This is a genomic window from Pseudomonas sp. NFACC02, from assembly GCF_900110765.1.
Lineage (GTDB): Bacteria > Pseudomonadota > Gammaproteobacteria > Pseudomonadales > Pseudomonadaceae > Aquipseudomonas.
Window position 1 is genome coordinate 51,282 of the sequence record NZ_FOEO01000005.1, and the last position, 18,044, is coordinate 69,325.

General features: G+C 52.7%; 19 protein-coding genes and 3 pseudogenes. 18 read left to right on the forward strand and 4 right to left on the reverse strand.

The genetic code is table 11. The features are described from left to right. The first annotated feature begins 7 nt into the window (after positions 1-7). From BMY73_RS06340 to BMY73_RS06420, 14 genes and pseudogenes are all read left to right on the forward strand, one after another. Complete coding sequence (locus BMY73_RS06340) at positions 8-607, forward strand: DcrB-related protein (protein WP_092405858.1); 600 nt, start codon at positions 8-10, stop codon at positions 605-607. Then, a complete protein-coding gene (locus tag BMY73_RS06345; RefSeq protein ID WP_092405860.1) occupies positions 604-1,851 on the forward strand; it encodes a PAAR domain-containing protein in 1,248 nt (415 codons plus the stop codon). Before BMY73_RS06340 ends, BMY73_RS06345 begins: the two co-directional genes overlap by 4 nt. Positions 1,852-1,860: 9 nt before the next feature. Continuing rightward, positions 1,861-2,331 (forward strand): YrhA family protein, encoded by a 471-nt coding sequence (locus BMY73_RS06350; protein WP_092405862.1) that lies wholly within the window; start codon positions 1,861-1,863, stop codon positions 2,329-2,331. Positions 2,332-2,480: 149 nt separating this feature from the next. Further along, positions 2,481-3,137 (forward strand): hypothetical protein, encoded by a 657-nt coding sequence (locus BMY73_RS06355; RefSeq protein ID WP_092405864.1) that lies wholly within the window; start codon positions 2,481-2,483, stop codon positions 3,135-3,137. A gap of 108 nt (positions 3,138-3,245) precedes the next feature. Further along, positions 3,246-5,342 (forward strand): annotated as a pseudogene (locus BMY73_RS06365) (RHS repeat-associated core domain-containing protein); the annotation flags it as partial. 415 nt (positions 5,343-5,757) lie between these two features. Further along, positions 5,758-6,030: a hypothetical protein gene (locus BMY73_RS06370; protein WP_092405866.1), complete on the forward strand. Its 273-nt coding sequence runs from the start codon at positions 5,758-5,760 to the stop codon at positions 6,028-6,030. Positions 6,031-6,042: 12 nt separating this feature from the next. After that, a pseudogene (locus tag BMY73_RS28510) lies at positions 6,043-7,970 on the forward strand (RHS repeat-associated core domain-containing protein); the annotation flags it as partial. Between the two features lie 172 nt (positions 7,971-8,142). Beyond that, a complete protein-coding gene (locus BMY73_RS28515; protein WP_256571114.1) occupies positions 8,143-8,307 on the forward strand; it encodes a hypothetical protein in 165 nt (54 codons plus the stop codon). Positions 8,308-8,317: 10 nt separating this feature from the next. Continuing rightward, positions 8,318-8,854, forward strand: coding sequence for a hypothetical protein (locus BMY73_RS06390; RefSeq protein ID WP_092405868.1), 537 nt, complete (start codon positions 8,318-8,320; stop codon positions 8,852-8,854). 407 nt (positions 8,855-9,261) lie between these two features. Next, entirely contained in the window at positions 9,262-9,672 is a 411-nt protein-coding gene (locus BMY73_RS06400) for an immunity 22 family protein (RefSeq protein WP_092405870.1), read from the forward strand. A 118-nt stretch (positions 9,673-9,790) separates the two neighbouring features. Beyond that, positions 9,791-9,988 (forward strand): hypothetical protein, encoded by a 198-nt coding sequence (locus BMY73_RS28520; protein ID WP_256570963.1) that lies wholly within the window; start codon positions 9,791-9,793, stop codon positions 9,986-9,988. Positions 9,989-10,084: 96 nt separating this feature from the next. Next, entirely contained in the window at positions 10,085-10,675 is a 591-nt protein-coding gene (locus BMY73_RS06410; RefSeq protein ID WP_092405872.1) for a hypothetical protein, read from the forward strand. Positions 10,676-10,859: 184 nt separating this feature from the next. Further along, a complete protein-coding gene (locus BMY73_RS06415) occupies positions 10,860-11,204 on the forward strand; it encodes a phosphotriesterase (RefSeq protein ID WP_371914952.1) in 345 nt (114 codons plus the stop codon). Between the two features lie 117 nt (positions 11,205-11,321). Continuing rightward, a pseudogene (locus BMY73_RS06420) lies at positions 11,322-11,535 on the forward strand (sugar-binding protein); the annotation flags it as partial. Positions 11,536-11,683: 148 nt separating this feature from the next. Here the strand turns inward: BMY73_RS06420 and BMY73_RS06425 are convergent. The 4 genes from BMY73_RS06425 to BMY73_RS06440 all read right to left on the reverse strand — a co-directional run bounded on the left by BMY73_RS06425 (position 11,684) and on the right by BMY73_RS06440 (position 13,453). After that, positions 11,684-11,953, reverse strand: a complete 270-nt coding sequence (locus tag BMY73_RS06425) for a hypothetical protein (RefSeq protein ID WP_092405874.1) — start codon at positions 11,951-11,953, stop codon at positions 11,684-11,686. 130 nt (positions 11,954-12,083) lie between these two features. After that, entirely contained in the window at positions 12,084-12,347 is a 264-nt protein-coding gene (locus tag BMY73_RS06430) for a hypothetical protein (protein WP_062387628.1), read from the reverse strand. A 247-nt stretch (positions 12,348-12,594) separates the two neighbouring features. Next, on the reverse strand, positions 12,595-12,918 hold the full coding sequence (locus tag BMY73_RS06435) for a putative quinol monooxygenase (protein WP_092405875.1): 324 nt from the start codon (positions 12,916-12,918) through the stop codon (positions 12,595-12,597). Between the two features lie 214 nt (positions 12,919-13,132). Beyond that, complete coding sequence (locus tag BMY73_RS06440) at positions 13,133-13,453, reverse strand: hypothetical protein (protein ID WP_092405876.1); 321 nt, start codon at positions 13,451-13,453, stop codon at positions 13,133-13,135. 581 nt (positions 13,454-14,034) lie between these two features. Between BMY73_RS06440 and pstS the strand changes: the two genes are divergently transcribed. From pstS to pstB, 4 genes are all read left to right on the forward strand, one after another. Continuing rightward, positions 14,035-15,054, forward strand: a complete 1,020-nt coding sequence (gene pstS / locus BMY73_RS06445) for a phosphate ABC transporter substrate-binding protein PstS (protein ID WP_062387620.1) — start codon at positions 14,035-14,037, stop codon at positions 15,052-15,054. 70 nt (positions 15,055-15,124) lie between these two features. Then, positions 15,125-16,120 (forward strand): phosphate ABC transporter permease subunit PstC, encoded by a 996-nt coding sequence (gene pstC / locus BMY73_RS06450; RefSeq protein WP_062387617.1) that lies wholly within the window; start codon positions 15,125-15,127, stop codon positions 16,118-16,120. Continuing rightward, on the forward strand, positions 16,117-16,995 hold the full coding sequence (gene pstA, locus BMY73_RS06455) for a phosphate ABC transporter permease PstA (protein WP_092405877.1): 879 nt from the start codon (positions 16,117-16,119) through the stop codon (positions 16,993-16,995). The genes pstC and pstA overlap by 4 nt, the downstream gene beginning before the upstream one ends. Then, positions 16,995-17,774 (forward strand): phosphate ABC transporter ATP-binding protein PstB, encoded by a 780-nt coding sequence (gene pstB, locus BMY73_RS06460; RefSeq protein WP_062387611.1) that lies wholly within the window; start codon positions 16,995-16,997, stop codon positions 17,772-17,774. Before pstA ends, pstB begins: the two co-directional genes overlap by 1 nt. Positions 17,775-18,044 lie beyond the last annotated feature (270 nt).

Below are 18,044 nucleotides of genomic sequence, written 5' to 3' on the forward strand. Positions count from 1 at the left end.
CGCCCCAATGCGGACGAGCATTTACGATCGTATTTCCGAGCAACGGCTTCGCGAAGAGCAGCGCCAGGAAGAGGAACGCTTGGCGCAGGAAGCGCTTGACGCACCACCTCCGCCGTCGGAACGTTTTCTGACCAACGAGCTGAGTTTCGTGCGGCCTGTGGGTTTCAAGGACAAGACCTTTCATGTGTTCACATTGACGGATATCGGGCCAAGCCCGTTGTCTGTCGTTGTTGGCCGGTCGGTTGTCGAGGATGATGCCGATCTTGAAACGGTCGCGCAGCAACTCCTTAAAGAACTGGGAAAGTCCCTTTCACATCTGCAGTGGGTTGAGCCACTCTTCCCGACGCAGATAGCGGGTGTTGATGCACGGCAGGTGGAGTTCAAATGGCGGCAGCAAGGTCAGCCTGTGCATCAGTTGCAGGTCATCTTTCTGCACCAGGACGAGCAGCAACAGCCCCTGCTGATGCAGATCACTGCCACCAGTAACGGCACCAAAGGCATGACCCCCGAAGAGCGCGCGGCGTTCTTTTCCATTATCGACACCCTGGAACTGCGCAGGCCTGATGCAGCGCCCGACACTACCGACGGAGAGGCTGTGTCGGTATGAGTGCGGCGGCAAGGGTCGGAGACCCTATCGAACACTCTGCTGCCTTAGAAGGTTTGCTTTTAGGGTTGGCAGTGGGAGCGGCTGCCGTAGTCGTTGCTGCTGCTGCGGGCGTTTCTATTGTCGCTTCGGGAGGATTAGCGGCTGTAGCAGTCGTGGGTGCTGTCATAACCATGTCGGCAGGCATCGGCGAGCTCATCGGTAGCCTCTCTTGTTGCATTAATAAGGCCGGTCAAATATTTAAAGGATCCGAGAATGTTCACACGAATGGCAAACCTGCTGCTCGCGCACACCTGGATACTGCCACTTGTGACAAGCATGGGTCTGCACCGCAGATAATTGCCGAAGGTAGTGACACTGTATTTATCAACGGCCAGCCTGCCGCTCGAGTGGGCGACCATACTGTTTGCGACGGGAAAATCAGCTCGGGATCTAACAATGTCAATATAGGCGGCGGTACAAAAAAGACCGACGATATCAGTCCTGAGGTTCCGTTCTGGCTCCATATGACACTCGGAGTTATCGGAGTTGGTAGCGCAGCTATCTTGACCACTCCAGCCATCGCAATTGCGGGTCTATTCGGGAGTATTCTGGGAGGCTTTGGCGGCAGCATATTGGGTGGTCGCTGGTTTGGCGAGGATTCGAATGGTCAGAAATTAATGACGTTCGGTGGCGCTTTCCTCGGTGGCGGGCTAGCCGGGAAAGGGCGGCAGTGGTTTGATGCGCGGTATGAGATCAAGACGCAGGGATTCGGGTCGAATCTTGGGAATGTGAAGATTACTCCTCGTGCAGCGAAGACCAGCTTTGTTGGGAAGCTTCGTGGTGAGGAGGTCGAACTTCCAGGTGTGAGAACAGAGGAGATGATTTATACAAAAAGAGCTCCGGCTGAAGTAAAAGTGCTCAGGAATGAGTTTGACAGCAAGGTGCGAGGGAATTATTTGAAAAATCTTTCCGAAGGATCAGAGAATATAACAACGCTGAAAAATTCAGGGTTTACTGATGCAGAAGTGGCTAGGATGCAAGCAGGAAAGCTGCCTAACGAGGACTGGCAAGTACATCATGTAAAACCATTAGATGATGGAGGTACCAATTCATACGATAACTTAGTGCTTATTAAAAACGAGCCGTACCACAAGGTTTTGACTAACGCTCAGCGAACTCTTACAGGGAAAATGATTCCTGGCGAAAGCAAGGTTGTTGAGTGGCCTATGATTGATGGTGATATTTATCCTCCACCACTACTTTGAGGTCTGATTATGAACTCTAATGTCAAAAATAAGTTAAAGTTGATAGCGATAAAAAAATCTGAAGAGGGTCGTTTTCTACCAAATGGAGTAGATGAAGTTGAGCTATCTGTATTTCTAAGTTCGTGTAAGGCGGAGTTGGGGGGCGAGCCGCCTCAGGATTACCTTGAGTTTCTGAAACTCCATAATGGGCTGACTGTCGAGGGTGTATTCGTTTATTCTACCAAGCGCCTCCCGATAGTGGGGAGCACAGCCAAAACGTTAGCATTCGTTGAAATGAATGTTATTTCTCGTGATGTAGAAGAATTAAAAGGATTTCTCGTCTTTGGCGATAGTGATCAAGATGAGTATGTACTGGATCTGTCTACAGGTATGTATCAAGTTCGCGATAAGCAGGCGTTCGATAATGTCTACGAAGAGTTTGAGTGTTTTGACGATTTACTGCTGTTTATGCTTGACCTGGCTTTGAGAAGAATTGGTTAGATTTTAGCCTGTATAACTATAGTTTAGGGTTTTTTATCTTGCGGAAAGCTGCGGAACTTGAGCCCGAAATTCAAAATCATATTTATAGCTTGCTTGATAAATATTAGGTGCAGGAGTGATGATGGAAAACATAGAGAGCATTAAGCAATGTGAGGGCTGAGCTCTCAGGCTATTCGGTTTACTTCTCTCTGGATGAGTTGCCATCTGACGTCGAAATACCAGAAAGCTGGTCTGGTTTCGGTTTGCAACCCACGTCTTCTGTTTGGATTCCTGGCGAGTGGAAAATTTTCTCATCAGTGCTACCCACCGTTTATAAATGGCTAAATAAGTGTGTCATTGGCACCGCATTGGCTTCAGGTGATAAAAATTATTTGGTTTACATCTATCGTGAAGATAATGAGCTGGGTCTTTACTTGGGTGGAGAGCCCGTTGCTGAAGAGTCAGCAGCGCCTAAGCTATCTATGCTCCCGTTGGCAGTTAGGAATTTATATACAAAACTTCACGATGGTTTCTGTTTCTATGTTGATTGGTCGATGGGTCCTTCTCGCCTTCAGGACTTTGTGAATATAGATGATTTGGCTGATGACGATATTGCGATCGTTACTGGTCTGGTCAGTTTCTTTTCCAATGGCGCTGGCGACTATATAGCTGTAACTAGCCATCTTCCAAAAACCGAGGTCTATATTTGGTGGCATGAACAACAGGAAGCACCGGAGCCGAATGTTGATGCTTGGGCAGTGATTGATGCATGGATGGGAATCTTCTTGGAGAATTCTGACTCGAACGAAAGTATCATCGGTCCCTAAGTTAGCTTCATGAGCAAGCAGTAATGTTAGCTAGCCAGGTAACGCAGCCGGGAAATCGTATATAGCTAAAGCGTGACGATGACTCGCTGGAAGCGTTGGCCGTCCTAACCGGACGGCAGCGTCTGGCAAGCGCGCTACGACGACAAGGGCAACCTCATCGCCGAAACCGACGCCCTTGGCCACAAGACCGAATACCTCAACAGCGACGACGGCCTGCCGCACACCATCATCGACGCGACGCACAAGTCGAAGTATCTGTGGTGGAATGGCCTCGCGCAGGTCGAGCGCTTTCAGGACTGCTCAGGCAAAAGCACCTTCTACACCTACGACGACCGCGCCCACTTGGTCGCCGTCACCGATGCGCTGAATCAAACGACCCGGCTCGAACGCAAACCCGACGGCGAAGTGCTGCGCATCGATCACCCGGACGGTACCGCCGAGTCCTTTACCTACAACGCCCTCGGCCAGGTGCTGACGCACACCGACGGCAAAGGCCAAACCACGCGTCTGCTGCGTACCGCGCGCGGATTACCGAGCAGTCGTCAGGACGCCAAGGGCCAACGCATTCGCTACGAGTACGACAAAGCCATTCGCCTGACGGCCCTGGTCAATGAAAACAATGCCGCCTATCAATTTGCTTACGACGCCTCCGATCGCCTGATCGAAGAAAAACGCATCGACAACCTGACACGCCGTTTCAGTTACAACCTTGGCGGGCATCTGACGCGTGTCGATGAAATTGGCTACGGCGATCGGGCGGAACGACCACGGCGCAGTACCGAATTTGAACGTGACTCGATTGGCCGGCTACTGGCGAAGCTCAACCAGGATGCACGTCAGGATTACACCTACGACGAAGTGGATCGCCTGCTGTCTATCGCGCGTTTGCCTACATCGATTGGTAAAAAACTCGGTGTTAGCGAAGAGACCCTCACGTTCGAATACGACCTCTTGGGCCGGCTGATCAAAGAGACCACACCCCAAGGCGCGCTGGACTACGAATACGATCCACTGAGTAACCTGACCACGCTGACCTTGCCGACAGGCCAGCACCTCAATCACCTGTACTACGGCAGCGGGCACCTGCACCAACTGAACCTCGACGGCCTGCTCATCAGCGACATGGAACGCGATGATCTGCACCGCGAGGTTCTTCGCACCCAAGGCAAACTCACCAGTTGCTTCGGCTACGACGCCATGGGCCGTAAAAGCTGGCAGTTCGCGTCCAAAATGCCGGCTGAAAAGCTTTCGCAGATCCTCAACCCTGGCGACAACAGCCTGTTGGTCGAACACGCGCAAAACCCGATCCATCGGCGTTATGAATACGATCCAGCCGGCGAGCTGATCCGCACCCTCGACAAACTCCGAGGTGAGATCAAATACGAATACGAAGCCAACGGCCAGTTGCACAGCCGCGACACTGGGCGCTTGGTGGATAGCGAAGAGTTCCGCTACGACGCTGCCGCGAACCGTTTGAACTTCAATACCAGCCAGTTCGACCAGGTCAAAGACAACCGCATCAAGCGCTGGCGCGATCAGGAATATGCCTACGACGCGTGGGGCAATTTGATTGAAAAGCGGGTAGGGCTGAACAAGCTGCAGACGTTCGCCTATGACTGTGGAAACCGTTTGGTCCGGGCTGAAACCCTCGTCAATGGCAGACTAGAGACTGTCGGCACCTATCGCTACGACAGCCTTGGACGGCGCATCGGCAAGACGTCCGAAATCAACGACCAGACCGAACACAAGCATTTCCTCTGGCAAGGCCTGCGCATGCTGCGCGAAGAAACGCCTTGGCAGAGCAGCCTTTATGTCTACGAGCCCGGCAGCTATGCGCCCCTGGCCCGAGTCGATCAGCAGGAAGGCGAAGAGGAGAAAAAGCTCTACTACTTCCACACCGACCAGATCGGCACGGCGCTGGAAATGACGGACGTTGATGGCAGCATTGTCTGGCAGGCGACATACAAGGCGTGGGGCGAGGTTGAGGCGTTCGCCGTCAACGAGGTCGAGCAGAATCTACGGTTTCAGGGGCAGTATTTCGACGACGAGACAGGGCTGCACTACAACACGTTTCGGTATTACGATCCGCAGGTAGGGCGGTTTATTACGCAGGATCCGATTGGGCTTGGCGGTGGGGTTAACCTGTATGGGTATGCCTCCAATCCTGTTGATTGGATTGATCCGCTCGGATTAAGCTGTGAAAGCCTAAAGGGAAGTTATACTGAAACCGAAAAGGCTTCACTTCCAAGTTGGGTGGCAGAGTCATTTACTAACGGTAAATATAAAACAGTCATAACTACAAAAGATATTTACGCATATCGAGTGTTTGGGGGTAATGCCAAGCCAGGCGGTGCTTTTGTATCTACCTCTCCAGCATCTAGTCGTATACAGGCGAAATTAGATGCAGCCCTTTTGCCTGAGTGGAAAAACACAAGGCAATTTGAAGCTAAAATACTTATACCAAAGGGAACTACGCTAAATATTGGATCGGTAGCCCCGCAGATTACCAAGTCCGGAACGATATTCGAGGGTGGTGCAGATCAGATCCTCATGCCGCAAAATTGGCCTGAAAGCTGGATTGTTGGTGTCAGGAATATAGGTTCTATATAAAGAGGTTGTGATGGATAAAAATGAACTGTTGTGTTTGCTGAAGGACGTGCTCGCGGGTTTGAGACTCGTAGAGATCGAGCGCGCTGAAAACGTTTTGCATTCAATTATAAATAATTACGAGTTAGTAATATGCAAGTTGGTGAGTGATGATTTAACTGAAAACCTAATAAAAAATTCACCACGTGAGTATCTGGAGATTTATAGTGATTATGAGAATCCGCTGCTTCAAAAAATGGACCATGCACAAAAGGAATTAAACATGTTTATTGTCGCTAATCCCTGAATTTTAAAGATTGTCACCCAGGTCGATCGCTTTCAGAACTGCTCAGGCAAAAGCACCTCCTAAACGTAGGACGACCGCGCTCACCTGATCGCGGTCACCGATGCCCTCAACCAGACCACCAAACTTGAGCGCAAACCCGACGGCGAAATACTTCGCATCGATCACCCTGACGGCACTGCCGAGTCCTTTACCTACAACGCCCTCGGCCAGGTGCTGACGCACACCGATGGCAAAGGTCAGACCACGCGTCTGCTGCGTACCGCGCGCGGATTACCGAGCAGTCGCCAGGACGCCAAGGGCCAACGGATTCGTTACGAGTATGACAAGGCCATTCGCCTGACGGCCCTGGTCAATGAAAACAATGCCGCCTACCAGTTTGCTTACGACGCCTCCGATCGCCTGATCGAAGAAAAACGCATCGACAACCTGACACGCCGTTTCAGCTACAACCTCGGCGGGCATCTGACGCGCGTCGATGAAATAGGCTACGGCGAGCGTGCCGAACGACCACAGCGCAGCACCGAATTTCAACGCGATTCGATAGGACGTCTGCTCGCCAAACTCAATCAGGATGCACGGCAGGATTACACCTACGACGAAGGTGATCGCCTGCTGTCCATCGCGCGTTTGCCTACAGCGATGGGTAAAAAACTCGGCATCGGCGAAGAAACGCTCACGTTCGAGTACGACCTGCTGGGCCGCCTGATCAGAGAAACCACACCCCAAGGCGCGCTGGACTACGAATACGATCCACTGAGTAACCTGACCACGCTGACCTTGCCGACAGGCCAACACCTCAATCACCTGTACTACGGCAGCGGTCACCTGCACCAACTGAACCTCGGCGGCCTGCTCATCAGCGACATGGAACGCGACGACCTGCACCGCGAGGTTCTTCGCACCCAAGGCAAACTCACCAGTTGCTTCGGCTACGACGCCATGGGCCGTAAAAGCTGGCAGTTCGCGTCCAAAATGCCGGCTGAAAAGCTTTCGCAGATCCTCAACCCCGGCGACAACAGCCTGTTGGTCGAACACGCCCAAAACCCGATCAACCGCCGCTACGAATACGATCCAGCCGGCGAGCTGATCCGCACCCTCGACAAACTGCGCGGCGAGATCAAGTACGAATACGAAGCCAACGGCCAGTTGCACAGCCGCGACACCGGGCGCTTGGTGGATAGCGAAGAGTTCCGCTACGACGCTGCCGCGAACCGGCTTAACTTCAACACCAGCCAGTTCGACCAAATCAAAGACAACCGCATCAAACGCTGGCGCGATCAGGAATATGCCTACGACGCGTGGGGCAATTTGATTGAAAAGCGGGTAGGGCTGAACAAGCTGCAGACCTTCAGCTACGACTGCGAAAATCGGTTAGTCAAAGCTGAAACGTTGGTTAATGGCAAGCTGCAGAGCGTCGGCACCTACCGCTACGACAGCCTTGGCCGACGCATTGGCAAGACGTCCGAAATCAACGGCCAGACCGAACGCAAGCATTTCGTCTGGCAAGGTCTGCGAATGCTGCGCGAAGAAACGCCGTGGCAGAGTAGCCTGTATGTCTACGACCCTGGCCAGCTACGCGCCGCTGGCGAGAGTCGATCAGCAAGAGGGTGAGGCCGAGCAGAAGCTCTACTACTTCCATACCGACCAGATCGGCACGCCGCTGGAGATGACGGACATTGATGGCCGCATTGTCTGGCAGGCGACGTATAAGGTGTGGGGCGAGGTTGAAGCGTTCGCCGTCAATGAAGTCGAGCAGAATCTGCGGTTTCAGGGTCAGTATTTTGATGACGAGACGGGGCTGCACTACAACACGTTTCGGTACTACGATCCGCAGGTGGGACGGTTTATTAACCCAGGATCCGATTGGGTTGTTCGGTGGGTTTAATCTTTACCAATATGTGGTGAACTCAGTTAGCTGGGTTGATCCCTGGGGGCTTTCTGAGCTACTTGGGCTTGTGGCTGAAGCCCATGGGCTTCTGGATCCTACCGATCAGAAATTTAAAACTACGGCTTTGGGACTGAAGAAGGATGGTCAGCTTTTCATTGCCTCGAGCGATAAAACGGTACCTAAAAATTCAAAGGGAATGGGCTCAGGCGAAAGGTATATCCGTCGTGAATGGCAAGGGCCATGCAGAGGAAACCATCATCAACGCTGGTAAGGGAGCGTCGAACATCGACGCTTCCAGACGCGTGTACCTAGACAGCGAGCATCTGGTGAAAGAACACAATATTAAAACTGATACTCACACAACCGGTAAAAAAGCCGGAAAAGAATAGGAGGTACCACGTGCAATGGGGTTTGATATTTGGAAACAATGAAGTGATGATTCCCTTTAGAAAGTTATCGAGAACGCAGAGGTCGAAGTTAATTGCCGCCTATCTATATCGGCAAATCCGGCTGATGCGTGCATTTGACGACTACTATAGAGAGGATCTAACCGCGCTTTTTTTTCGGGGTCTAGAGTCTGCTATTAATTACGGTTTAGATAATTTGAAAGAGGCTGTTGATGAAGTAGAAGCTAATGTGCCAGATACTGAAGAATTCTCTGCGCAGGAAGGTACATATGCGCAGAACTTGATGATAGCATTAATGTATTTGCTTTTATATGTTCAGGCAGGAAATGAGGAGGATCTCATAAGGTGTGTAGACTCAGCACTAAATAACATTGATCTTATCAATTATGAAATGGATGAAAATTATGCGGAGAATGGGGGTGTCGTTCGTGAAATAATGGCAGTCCAAAAGTTGTTGAGCTCAATGGCAGAGCTAGATAAGGTCGATACTTTAGACGGTCTTTTTGATCTTGCAGTTGATTTGGTTTAGTTTTTGGCTTTGCAGTGAGGAAATCAAAATTTATCGCTTATTATTATGTTAATGGTTAATCGAGTGCTGGGAATCGAGTGCGGTGACCCGCACCGAGAGGTTTTTCACACCCAAGGCAAACCCACCAGTTGCTTCAACTATGACGCGATGGGTCGCAAAAGTTGGCAGTTCGCATCGACGATGCCAGCTGAAAAGCTTTTGCATATTCTTAACCTCGATATTACGTTTGTTAATGTGACTGATCGGCATGGTAACCCAGTACCTGGCGGGCCGCACGATGGTAGTAGTGCTGGTAGAGATTTCATAATAAATTAATAAAAGATTTGGCCAGGACTACAACTAAATCAGGTGCGTTAAGGGTGATAGATGCCCACCACCTTGCGCACATAAAAATTAGGAGTTTCTAGATGGATCCTTATGATATTGAACGGTATGAAAAAGTCCATATTTGGGTTGGCACGAATTTTGACTCCGAAGCTGACTACAGCAAGTATTTTGAATTAGATCATTCAGCTGAGCTGGATGAACCTGCTTACCAAGTGTGCGGGTTTTGCAAGGATTTGGGAATACGATGGTATGATGAGGACTTTATTGGGATTATACCGAGGTCTGCTAAGGAGGTCGAATTAGACGAAATTTTATATGAGTCAGCGATAGACCCGAGTGAGCTAAAAAGCGTCAAGGCTGAATGTGAAAAGTTAGGAATTAAGCGCGCGAATGCAATATTTTGGTATTCAGATGGCGGTATTTCGATTCCTCACCCATATAAAGCTACTTGCAATGGGCTAATATATATAGGGCTTTTTCAAGGGAATTAATTTTAGCTGTCTGCTCGACCAATTCGGCCCAATCTGTGGCGCTGACGCCAAAGCGCAGAGGCAAAGTTTAGCCCCCAGTCCTAAAGGAGGAGGCCAGTACGATGCGCATCATATCGTAATGTCCGACTCCAAAGATGTAAAAATGGCTGGGTTACGCGAGAAGATGAAAGCCTTGGATGTCGATATAAACGGCAAACGAAATGGTATATGGCTCCCTAATGCTGAATCCGCACGTGTGCCTCGGACATCCGCAACTCCTCATCAGGTGCGGGAATTCATAGCAATGCGTACAAACAGCACGTGTTCGATAAGCTAAGTTCGTAAGAGACAAAAGAAGATTTCTTAAGTGCATTGAGCGATCTCAAGAAATCGCTAAATGTAGGCACACTTTTTAAAACAGCAAGGTGACTGCGTGAATTATAAAAATCTAGAGGGGTTTAAAGACGAAGCCCTTGCCGAGATGGATGAATTGTCGTTTGACGACTGGTCTGCGCCGCAGGCAGCGGAAATATTATGGTCGAAGGGGCCGAGTTACTCACTTGTCCCGTTCGAACTTCAAATGTCAGACGTGTCTCCCGCTGGGGTCGGACTAAAAGAGCCAAATGATAAAAAGAACGCGCAAAAAATCTATCGCTGCGAAGGAAATGTGATGAGAATTGATTATTTCAACGCTCGCGGTGTGCATCATGAAACTGAGAAATATCTTTATCGTGGGGCGCGCGCGATCTCGCTAAAAATAAACAATCACGGAGAGAAAATCTGGCTAAGGATGTCAGAGTTGGAAAACGGAAAGGTAAGCATGGCAGGACGAATTGATTTCGATTCGGAATTCTGGATGTATCACTACAAGTGGGATGGAGATGTTATTTCAGAGATTGTAAGCTTCTGTTCTGATAGTGTGCCAGGAATTGTGATATATCCAGAGTATAATGAGAAGAGGCAATTAGTTAGCTTGTACTTCTACAAAGCTGACACACGTGTGAATGTTTTTGAAGCCTCATAAAATCTCAGTCGCAGTGGGCAGCGAAGGCCTGTTTCTCACGAGCTAAGTTAAACATCGGAGAATGTTGATGAAGAAGTTAAATATTTATGGTTGAGGCTCGAGAAAAAAGACGCCTTTGTGCAAAATTGAAGTTGGGGATATATTTTGCTTTTCAGTTGAAACGGGGTATCGTTTTGGCCGGATCATGACTCGTAACAACTTGGAACATGTGACAGAGATTTTTGACATGATTTGCGAAAGCCCAAATCTAGCGCATTTAAAATTTAAACGCAAAGGTCGACCAGTTATTCTCGATTCTTATGGTTTGTTTGATCGGAAAATTGAAGGAGACTGGAGGATAGTCGCGCATCAGGAGGGGTATAATCCACCGGTTAATGAATCTATATATTTCACGTTGGGTATAGGTGGTTCATGTAAAAGGGTTGATATATTTGATAACGAGGAGGCTATTTCTGAGTCCGAGGCTAAAAAGCTCCCTGATTATTCTCCTTTTGGTGAACAAGATGTAATTGGAGAGCTAGGGTTGTAGTATGTTTCCGGTATTTATCGCGAGCGCAGATTTGTTTCAGAAATTCTACTTCTGACTATCTAAGCCAGATTTAAAGAAGCCATAGCCTGCACGAGGAGTTAGCTCTTTCATCATAGAGAGTGCGAGCGCGATGAGCTTCTCGGCGAGGTCTATTGCCCCGTGGGGTAAATTGACCAATTGCTTCGGCTACGACACCATGGGCCGCAAAAGCTGGCAGTTCGCATCGACACTGCCGGCTGACAAGCTCTCGCAGATCCTCACCGGCGACAACAGCCTGTTAGTCGAGCACGGCCGAAACCCGATCCATCGGCGCTACGAATACGATCCAGCGAGCTGATCCGCACCATCGACAATGAAACCGCCTTGTCAGAATCCGGATCTGGGCGAAAGCAACAATCCCATACCTTCGTTTCGATGGTGGTCAATACGGTCATGTTTGTGGAGGTTTTCGGCAGGGTGAGAGCGGCACTTTGGCGCCATCACCCATGATCCCTAAGCCTGAGCGCCGTAATCGAAGAAATATCGCGCTTCTTCCCAAACTCGCCACGAATGCGCGCGATCTCTTCACGCAGCTTCTCCCTTACGAGCATCTGGTCTTGCTCTGACAAGGATTCGTACCAGCGTCGCTGGGCCGATCGGGTCGATGCGTCGTGCCCACGCTCGGGAAGCGTGGACAGTATTGATCGAACAAAATCAGAGGCGGGATCGGTTCCGTCCTCGGCGCGGTTATCCTGTGCGGCCGGGTCCATCGAGTTGCTCCTAATGACCGTCGAGCGACGGGAAGGTGAATCACAGTCATCAAAAATGGACGGCTATCATCTTGCCTTGTGGTCATTAAAACAATACGGATGCCAGGAAAAATTACCGGTCAGCAATGCTTCAATGCACCGCCCAGGAGCGTGGGGCGGGTGTGTGGGCAAATTTCGAGATGCCTTTGACCCAGAAACGCCGGTATGAGGTTTCGCTCGGTGGCGGCAGCGGCTGGCTGGACCACTGGTGTTGGCGCTTGGACTCTTCGCGCCAGGCTTTCCACTCCATCGCTTCCGCGGTGTCTTTCGCCGCGCGTTCGTCATCGAACCAGCCAATCACAGAAACTTCACCGTGATCGCGGCCATGTTCTACCAGCAAAAAAATGTCGTGCATGCCTGTGCCTTTCAGTCATCAAGTCCGGCCCACTTTCGGGCTCTACTGATGGCTTATCGACACCGAACGCGGAATGTTTAGTGTTTGCCACCGTGCCACTGACCGGCGGTGCCGCGCGCCAGAGCGGTCTACGAGGAATGGGGTTGTTATTGCGCGTCAATGCCGGCTTCTCTGACGATTGGTTTTTGATAGTCAATCAAGCGAATTTATTAATGTGAATGCTCATCCACCGCTCTAAGGCGATTGTTTAAGTCGGGGTCGGAAGACTGCACCGTTCAATGTCGCTTTCGAACGTCACCTGACGCACGAAGCGGTTAGAGAGCAGACCGTTAAGGTTTTCATTACTCGGCTGGGCAAAGTGTTCGGCCATGGCCTGGCAAGACACCCACTGGACGCTGATCACCCAGACGTCGTTGTCTGTCGCGTCCTGGCTGAGCGAGCTGTGCTGGCAACCTGGAAGGCGGAGAAGGTTACTTACGACGGTGTTCAAGTATTCGCCCAGCTCCCTTGAGCGGCCGTGGGCTGCATGGATTCGAACGGTATTGCTGGCTTCCTGAATATCCGGGGTCATGCGGGTTCTCCATCGCACCAAGATCGATTCTCAACGGATGCCATATTAGTGGGGACCAGCGCGATTGCCAGTATCCATTAAGGCTATTGACCAGGAGACCAATCAGGAGGCGGGAGGAGGGTGGGAAGTCAGGGGAAGGAAAGAACGTCAGTAGGGTTGAGCCTGCCCGCGGTCGGCGCGCTTCTCGCGATCAGGCTCAAATCGTTGGTTTGGCTTACTTGCTGCCGCTGGATCCGCCGCTGCCGCCGCTTGTGCCGCCACCACCGCCGCTGCCACCCATGCCATTGCCGTTGCTCATGCCGCCGCCTTCACCCGCAGCGCCATTACCATCGGAGCTGCCCATGCCTTTGGTGCCAGGGGTGGAACTGGAGCCGGTTTTAGGCGTGCCGTCGGTATTAGGGCCCTGGCTGCTGGTACGTGGGCCAGTGGTGGTGTCGACGGGATCGGTAGGCCCTGTCGAACCTGCGAATGCGGAGCCGGTGGCGACAGCAAGCAGGCCGGCCAGCGTCAGAGCGGTCATTTTTGTCTTGATCATGATGTGAATCCCTATGGTGACGTGGATACACATTGGTCTGGCGGCAGACACGAGACGTGCAGTCTTGCCGACAGACGGTCACCCGGTTTATAGCCGAATACTGGATGGGGGCCGGGTACTGGATCCTCAATTGAAGTGCTGGCGTCTGATGAATTGGCGACCTTTACCCGGAAGCCGCCCAGGTTCCATTAACGAAGACCCACGCGCCCCGCAAAACTTCGAAACACACTCGATGAAACAGGGCACCGCAAAATAAACGTCGGTTGGAGGGAGACGTTCGTACAGCTCGGTTTTTGCCTTGTGATTGTCACAATTCGCGCTGAAACGAGGCCGCAACACGGCATTTTCTCAGGCGGTGTGGCGCATTGATATTAAATTCTCAAGCAGTAGACAACCCTCGTTTTCGTCAATGAATTCGGGGGGTTCGTTTTTACAGCCCGTAGGAAATCGCCTACAGAACAGGGCCGATTTCGACCTGTGTCTAAAGACTGTCATCAAACAGAAATGTTTCGGGTTTTAAATCTGCCTCGGGTCGTCAACTGTGACCGCACACACACAAATTCTTCTGCTGAGGTATTGCCGTGAATCTGCTGACAAAAACACGCCTGTCGCTCCTGCTGGCTTCGATGTGCCTGACTGGAATGGCACACGCTACGGACGTCACTGGTGCTGGTTCGAGCTTCGTTTTCCCAGTCATCTCCAAATGGGCAACCGACTACAGCAAGAGCACTGATACCAAGATCAACTACCAGTCCATCGGTTCTGGCGGTGGTATCGCTCAAATCAAGGCGGCAACCGTTGATTTCGGCGCTTCCGATGCGCCTTTGAAAGCCGAAGACCTGCAGGCGGGTGGCCTGGGTCAGTTCCCTAGCGTGATCGGCGGTATCGTCCCGGTCATCAACGTGGAAGGCATCGAAACCGGCAAGCTGGAGCTGAATGGCAAGGTTCTGGCTGACATTTTCCAGGGCAAGATCACCAAATGGAACGACCCGGCGATCGTTGCGCTGAACAAAGGTGTGAAGCTGCCTGAAACCAATATCACCGTCGTCCACCGTTCGGACGGCTCGGGCACCACATTCAACTTCACCAACTACCTGGCCAAAGTCAGCCCGGACTGGAAATCAGCCGTTGGTGAAGGCTCTGCCGTTCAATGGCCAGTGGGCGTGGGTGGCAAGGGTAACGAAGGTGTCGCCGCTTACGTAAAACAGATCAAGGGTTCCATCGGCTACGTTGAGTTCGCCTACGCCAAGACCAACAAGATCTCCTACGCCAAGATGGAAAACTCGGCTGGCAAGGTGATTGAGCCAAGTGCAAAAGCCTTCGCAGCCGCCGCTGCGACCGCCAAATGGGAAGACGCCAAGGACTTCAACCTGATCATGACCAACGCCCCGGGCGCTGATGCGTGGCCAATCACGGCGACCACCTGGATCATCATGTACAAGGAACCGAAGAACGCCGAGAAGAGCGCAGCTGCGTTCGACTTCTTCAAATGGTCCCTGGAAAAAGGTCAGGCTCAAGCCGAGTCGCTGGATTACGTACCTCTGCCTGCAGAGCTGGTCAGCAAGATCGAAAACTACTGGAAGACCGAGTTCAAGAAGTAACTCGACGTTATCCGGCTTACCCCTGTCATCGAGCGCTCGGTGACAGGGTTTCCTTGCGAGTGGACCCACCATGACTGAAAACACCCAATATATGTCCGCTGTGATTCCGGATGTGACGTCCGAGAGCGAAAAACGCGCGGCCCGCGATCACCGACACGACGCCTGGTTCCGGCGCACGATGCTGGGAGCGGCTCTGTTGGTGCTGCTGTTGCTGGCGAGCATCGCCGGCTCGACACTCTGGGGCGGTGCCCTAGCGTTCAAAACGTTTGGCTTTGAATTTCTTACCAGTACTGAATGGGATGCGGTCAACGGCCATTTCGGGGCACTGGTCCCGATCTACGGCACCTTGGTGACGTCCTTTCTCGCGCTGCTGATCGCCGTTCCGGTGAGTTTCGGCATCGCGATTTTTCTGACTGAAGTGGCGCCGCCCTGGTTGCGGATGCCGATTGCCTCCGCCGTCGAGCTGCTGGCGGGCATTCCCTCGATCATCTACGGCATGTGGGGCCTGTTCGTGTTCGGCCCGTTCATGGCCGAATACATGGCGCCCTGGATCAACGACAACCTTGGCGCGCTGCCGCTGATCGGTCAGATCTTCCAGGGTCCGCCACTGGGCATCGGCATGCTGACCGCCGGTATCGTCCTGGCGATCATGATCACGCCGTTCATTACCTCGGTGATGACCGAAGTGTTCCGCAGCGTACCCATCGCGCTCAAGGAGTCGGCGTACGCACTCGGCGGCACGACCTGGGAAGTGGTCTGGGACATTGTCCTGCCCTATACCCGCTCGGCCGTGGTGGGCGGAATCTTTTTGGGGCTGGGTCGCGCGCTGGGTGAAACCATGGCTGTGACCTTCGTACTCGGTAACGCTCACCAGTTCTCTGCGTCCCTGATGATGCCGAGCAGCTCGATTGCGTCTGTGATCGCCAACGAGTTCAGCGAGGCGTACACCGACCTGCATCGTTCGTCGCTGATCGCGTTGGGCTTCCTGCTGTTTGTCGTCACCTTCATCGTGCTGGCGATTGCCCGTCTGATGCTTTCCCGTCTGTCGCGCAAGGAGGGTCTATGAGTAAGGCCGATAACGAAAACCTGTACCGGGCCCGCGCCTTCAAAAACATGATTGCGATGGTCCTCAGCTGCGGCGCGACCGTCTTCGGTTTGCTGTGGCTGGTGTGGATCCTGCTGACGACCATCGTCAACGGCTTCCAGGCCTTGAACCTGAACCTGTTCACCGAGATGACACCTCCGCCGGGTTCGGCGGGCGGTCTGGCCAACGCTTTCTATGGCAGCGTTCTGATGTCCGGCATTGGCCTGTTGATCGGTACGCCGATCGGCCTGATGGCTGGTATCTGGCTGGCGGAGTTCGCCCGTCACACCAAGCTGGGCAACGCGGTCCGCTTCATTAACGACATCCTGCTGTCGGCGCCGTCGATTGTGCTGGGCCTGTTCGTGTACACCGCCGTGATCCTGCCAGTCAGCGCCCTGACCAACCATCAGGTCGGCTTCTCGGCCATTGCCGGTGCGCTGGCCCTGGCCTTGCTGGTGATTCCGGTGGTGGTCCGCACCACTGATGAGATGCTTCAGCTGCAACCGTCGACCATGCGCGAAGCCGCACTGGCGCTCGGTGTGCCGCAGTGGAAACTGACCCTGCAGATCGTGCTGCGTGCCGCCAAGGCAGGCGTGGTTACCGGTGTGCTGCTGGCACTGGCTCGCATCACCGGTGAAACAGCCCCCTTGCTGTTCACCGCCTTCGGTAACCAGTTCTGGAGCAGCAACGTTCTCAAACCAATCGCCAGCGTTCCCGTGGTGATCTTCCAGTACGCGATGAGCCCGTTCGATGACTGGCATTCCCTGGCCTGGGCCGGTGCCTTGATTCTGACCTTGTTCGTACTGGTGCTGAGCCTCAGCTCCCGTCTTCTCCTTTTGCGCAATAAGGCATCCTGATGAATAACCTTTCCCTTGCCGACGAAAAAACCAAGATTCAGGTACGCGGCCTCGATTTCTTTTACGACGGCCATCGCTCGCTGAAGTCGGTCGACATGACCATTCCCGAGAAGCGCATCACTGCGATCATCGGCCCGTCGGGTTGCGGCAAGTCGACGTTGTTGCGCGTGTTCAACCGTATCTATTCGATGTACCCGAAGCAGGAAGCCAAGGGTGAAGTGATTCTGAACGGCGAAAACATTCTGGCCCCCGGCTATTCGATGAACCGCCTGCGCAGCCACGTTGGCATGGTGTTTCAAAAGCCGGTGCCGTTCCCGATGTCGATCTACGACAATATCGCCTACGCCGTGCGCCACCACGAAAAACTCTCCCGTCGCGAGATGGAAGAGCGGGTGGAAGAAGCCTTGCGCGGGGCGGCGTTGTGGGATGAAGTGAAAGACAAGCTCAAGCAAAGCGCGCAGAGCCTGTCAGGTGGTCAGCAACAGCGTCTGTGCATTGCCCGGACCATCGCGCTGCGTCCACAAGTGTTGTTGCTCGACGAACCGACTTCGGCGCTAGACCCGATCTCAACCGGCCGTATTGAACAGCTGATTACCGAGCTCAAAGAGCAGTTCACCGTGGTCATCGTGACCCACAACATGCAACAGGCCGCGCGCTGTTCGGACTACACCGCGTTCATGTTCATGGGCGAACTGATCGAGCACGGCGACACCGACACCATCTTCACCAAACCGTCCAAGACCCAGACCGAAGACTACATCACCGGCCGTTTCGGCTGACATCACGGGCTATGCTCGCTTCTGCCGAAGGCGTAGGAGCGCGCTTGCCCGCGATCGGCGACGCAGTCGTCGCCATGTCGATGTATGCGGTGTCACACCTACACCCCCCCACACACACCGCATTTGCCGGTTTTGCCGCCGGTGCCCGGCGGATCGCGGGCAAGCGCGCTCCTACAGGGCCGTGTTTTTGCAAGCGCGTGGCTTGTGTCTGGGCCGTCCTTTGTAGGAGCGTGGCTTGTCCCGCGATCTGCTGCGCAGCGGCAGTAAAAC

Coding starts and splice junctions, on each gene's coding strand:
- BMY73_RS06440 (WP_092405876.1), bottom strand. CDS start 13,453: ATGATCAAGACAAAAATGACCGCTCTGACGCTGGCCGGCCTGCTTGCT.
- BMY73_RS06345 (WP_092405860.1), top strand. CDS start 604: ATGAGTGCGGCGGCAAGGGTCGGAGACCCTATCGAACACTCTGCTGCC.
- BMY73_RS06430 (WP_062387628.1), bottom strand. CDS start 12,347: ATGCACGACATTTTTTTGCTGGTAGAACATGGCCGCGATCACGGTGAA.
- BMY73_RS28520 (WP_256570963.1), top strand. CDS start 9,791: ATGTCCGACTCCAAAGATGTAAAAATGGCTGGGTTACGCGAGAAGATG.
- BMY73_RS06340 (WP_092405858.1), top strand. CDS start 8: ATGCGGACGAGCATTTACGATCGTATTTCCGAGCAACGGCTTCGCGAA.
- pstA (WP_092405877.1), top strand. CDS start 16,117: ATGAGTAAGGCCGATAACGAAAACCTGTACCGGGCCCGCGCCTTCAAA.
- pstC (WP_062387617.1), top strand. CDS start 15,125: ATGACTGAAAACACCCAATATATGTCCGCTGTGATTCCGGATGTGACG.
- BMY73_RS06400 (WP_092405870.1), top strand. CDS start 9,262: ATGGATCCTTATGATATTGAACGGTATGAAAAAGTCCATATTTGGGTT.
- BMY73_RS06350 (WP_092405862.1), top strand. CDS start 1,861: ATGAACTCTAATGTCAAAAATAAGTTAAAGTTGATAGCGATAAAAAAA.
- BMY73_RS06435 (WP_092405875.1), bottom strand. CDS start 12,918: ATGACCCCGGATATTCAGGAAGCCAGCAATACCGTTCGAATCCATGCA.
- BMY73_RS06415 (WP_371914952.1), top strand. CDS start 10,860: ATGACTCGTAACAACTTGGAACATGTGACAGAGATTTTTGACATGATT.
- pstB (WP_062387611.1), top strand. CDS start 16,995: ATGAATAACCTTTCCCTTGCCGACGAAAAAACCAAGATTCAGGTACGC.
- BMY73_RS06425 (WP_092405874.1), bottom strand. CDS start 11,953: ATGGACCCGGCCGCACAGGATAACCGCGCCGAGGACGGAACCGATCCC.
- BMY73_RS06370 (WP_092405866.1), top strand. CDS start 5,758: ATGGATAAAAATGAACTGTTGTGTTTGCTGAAGGACGTGCTCGCGGGT.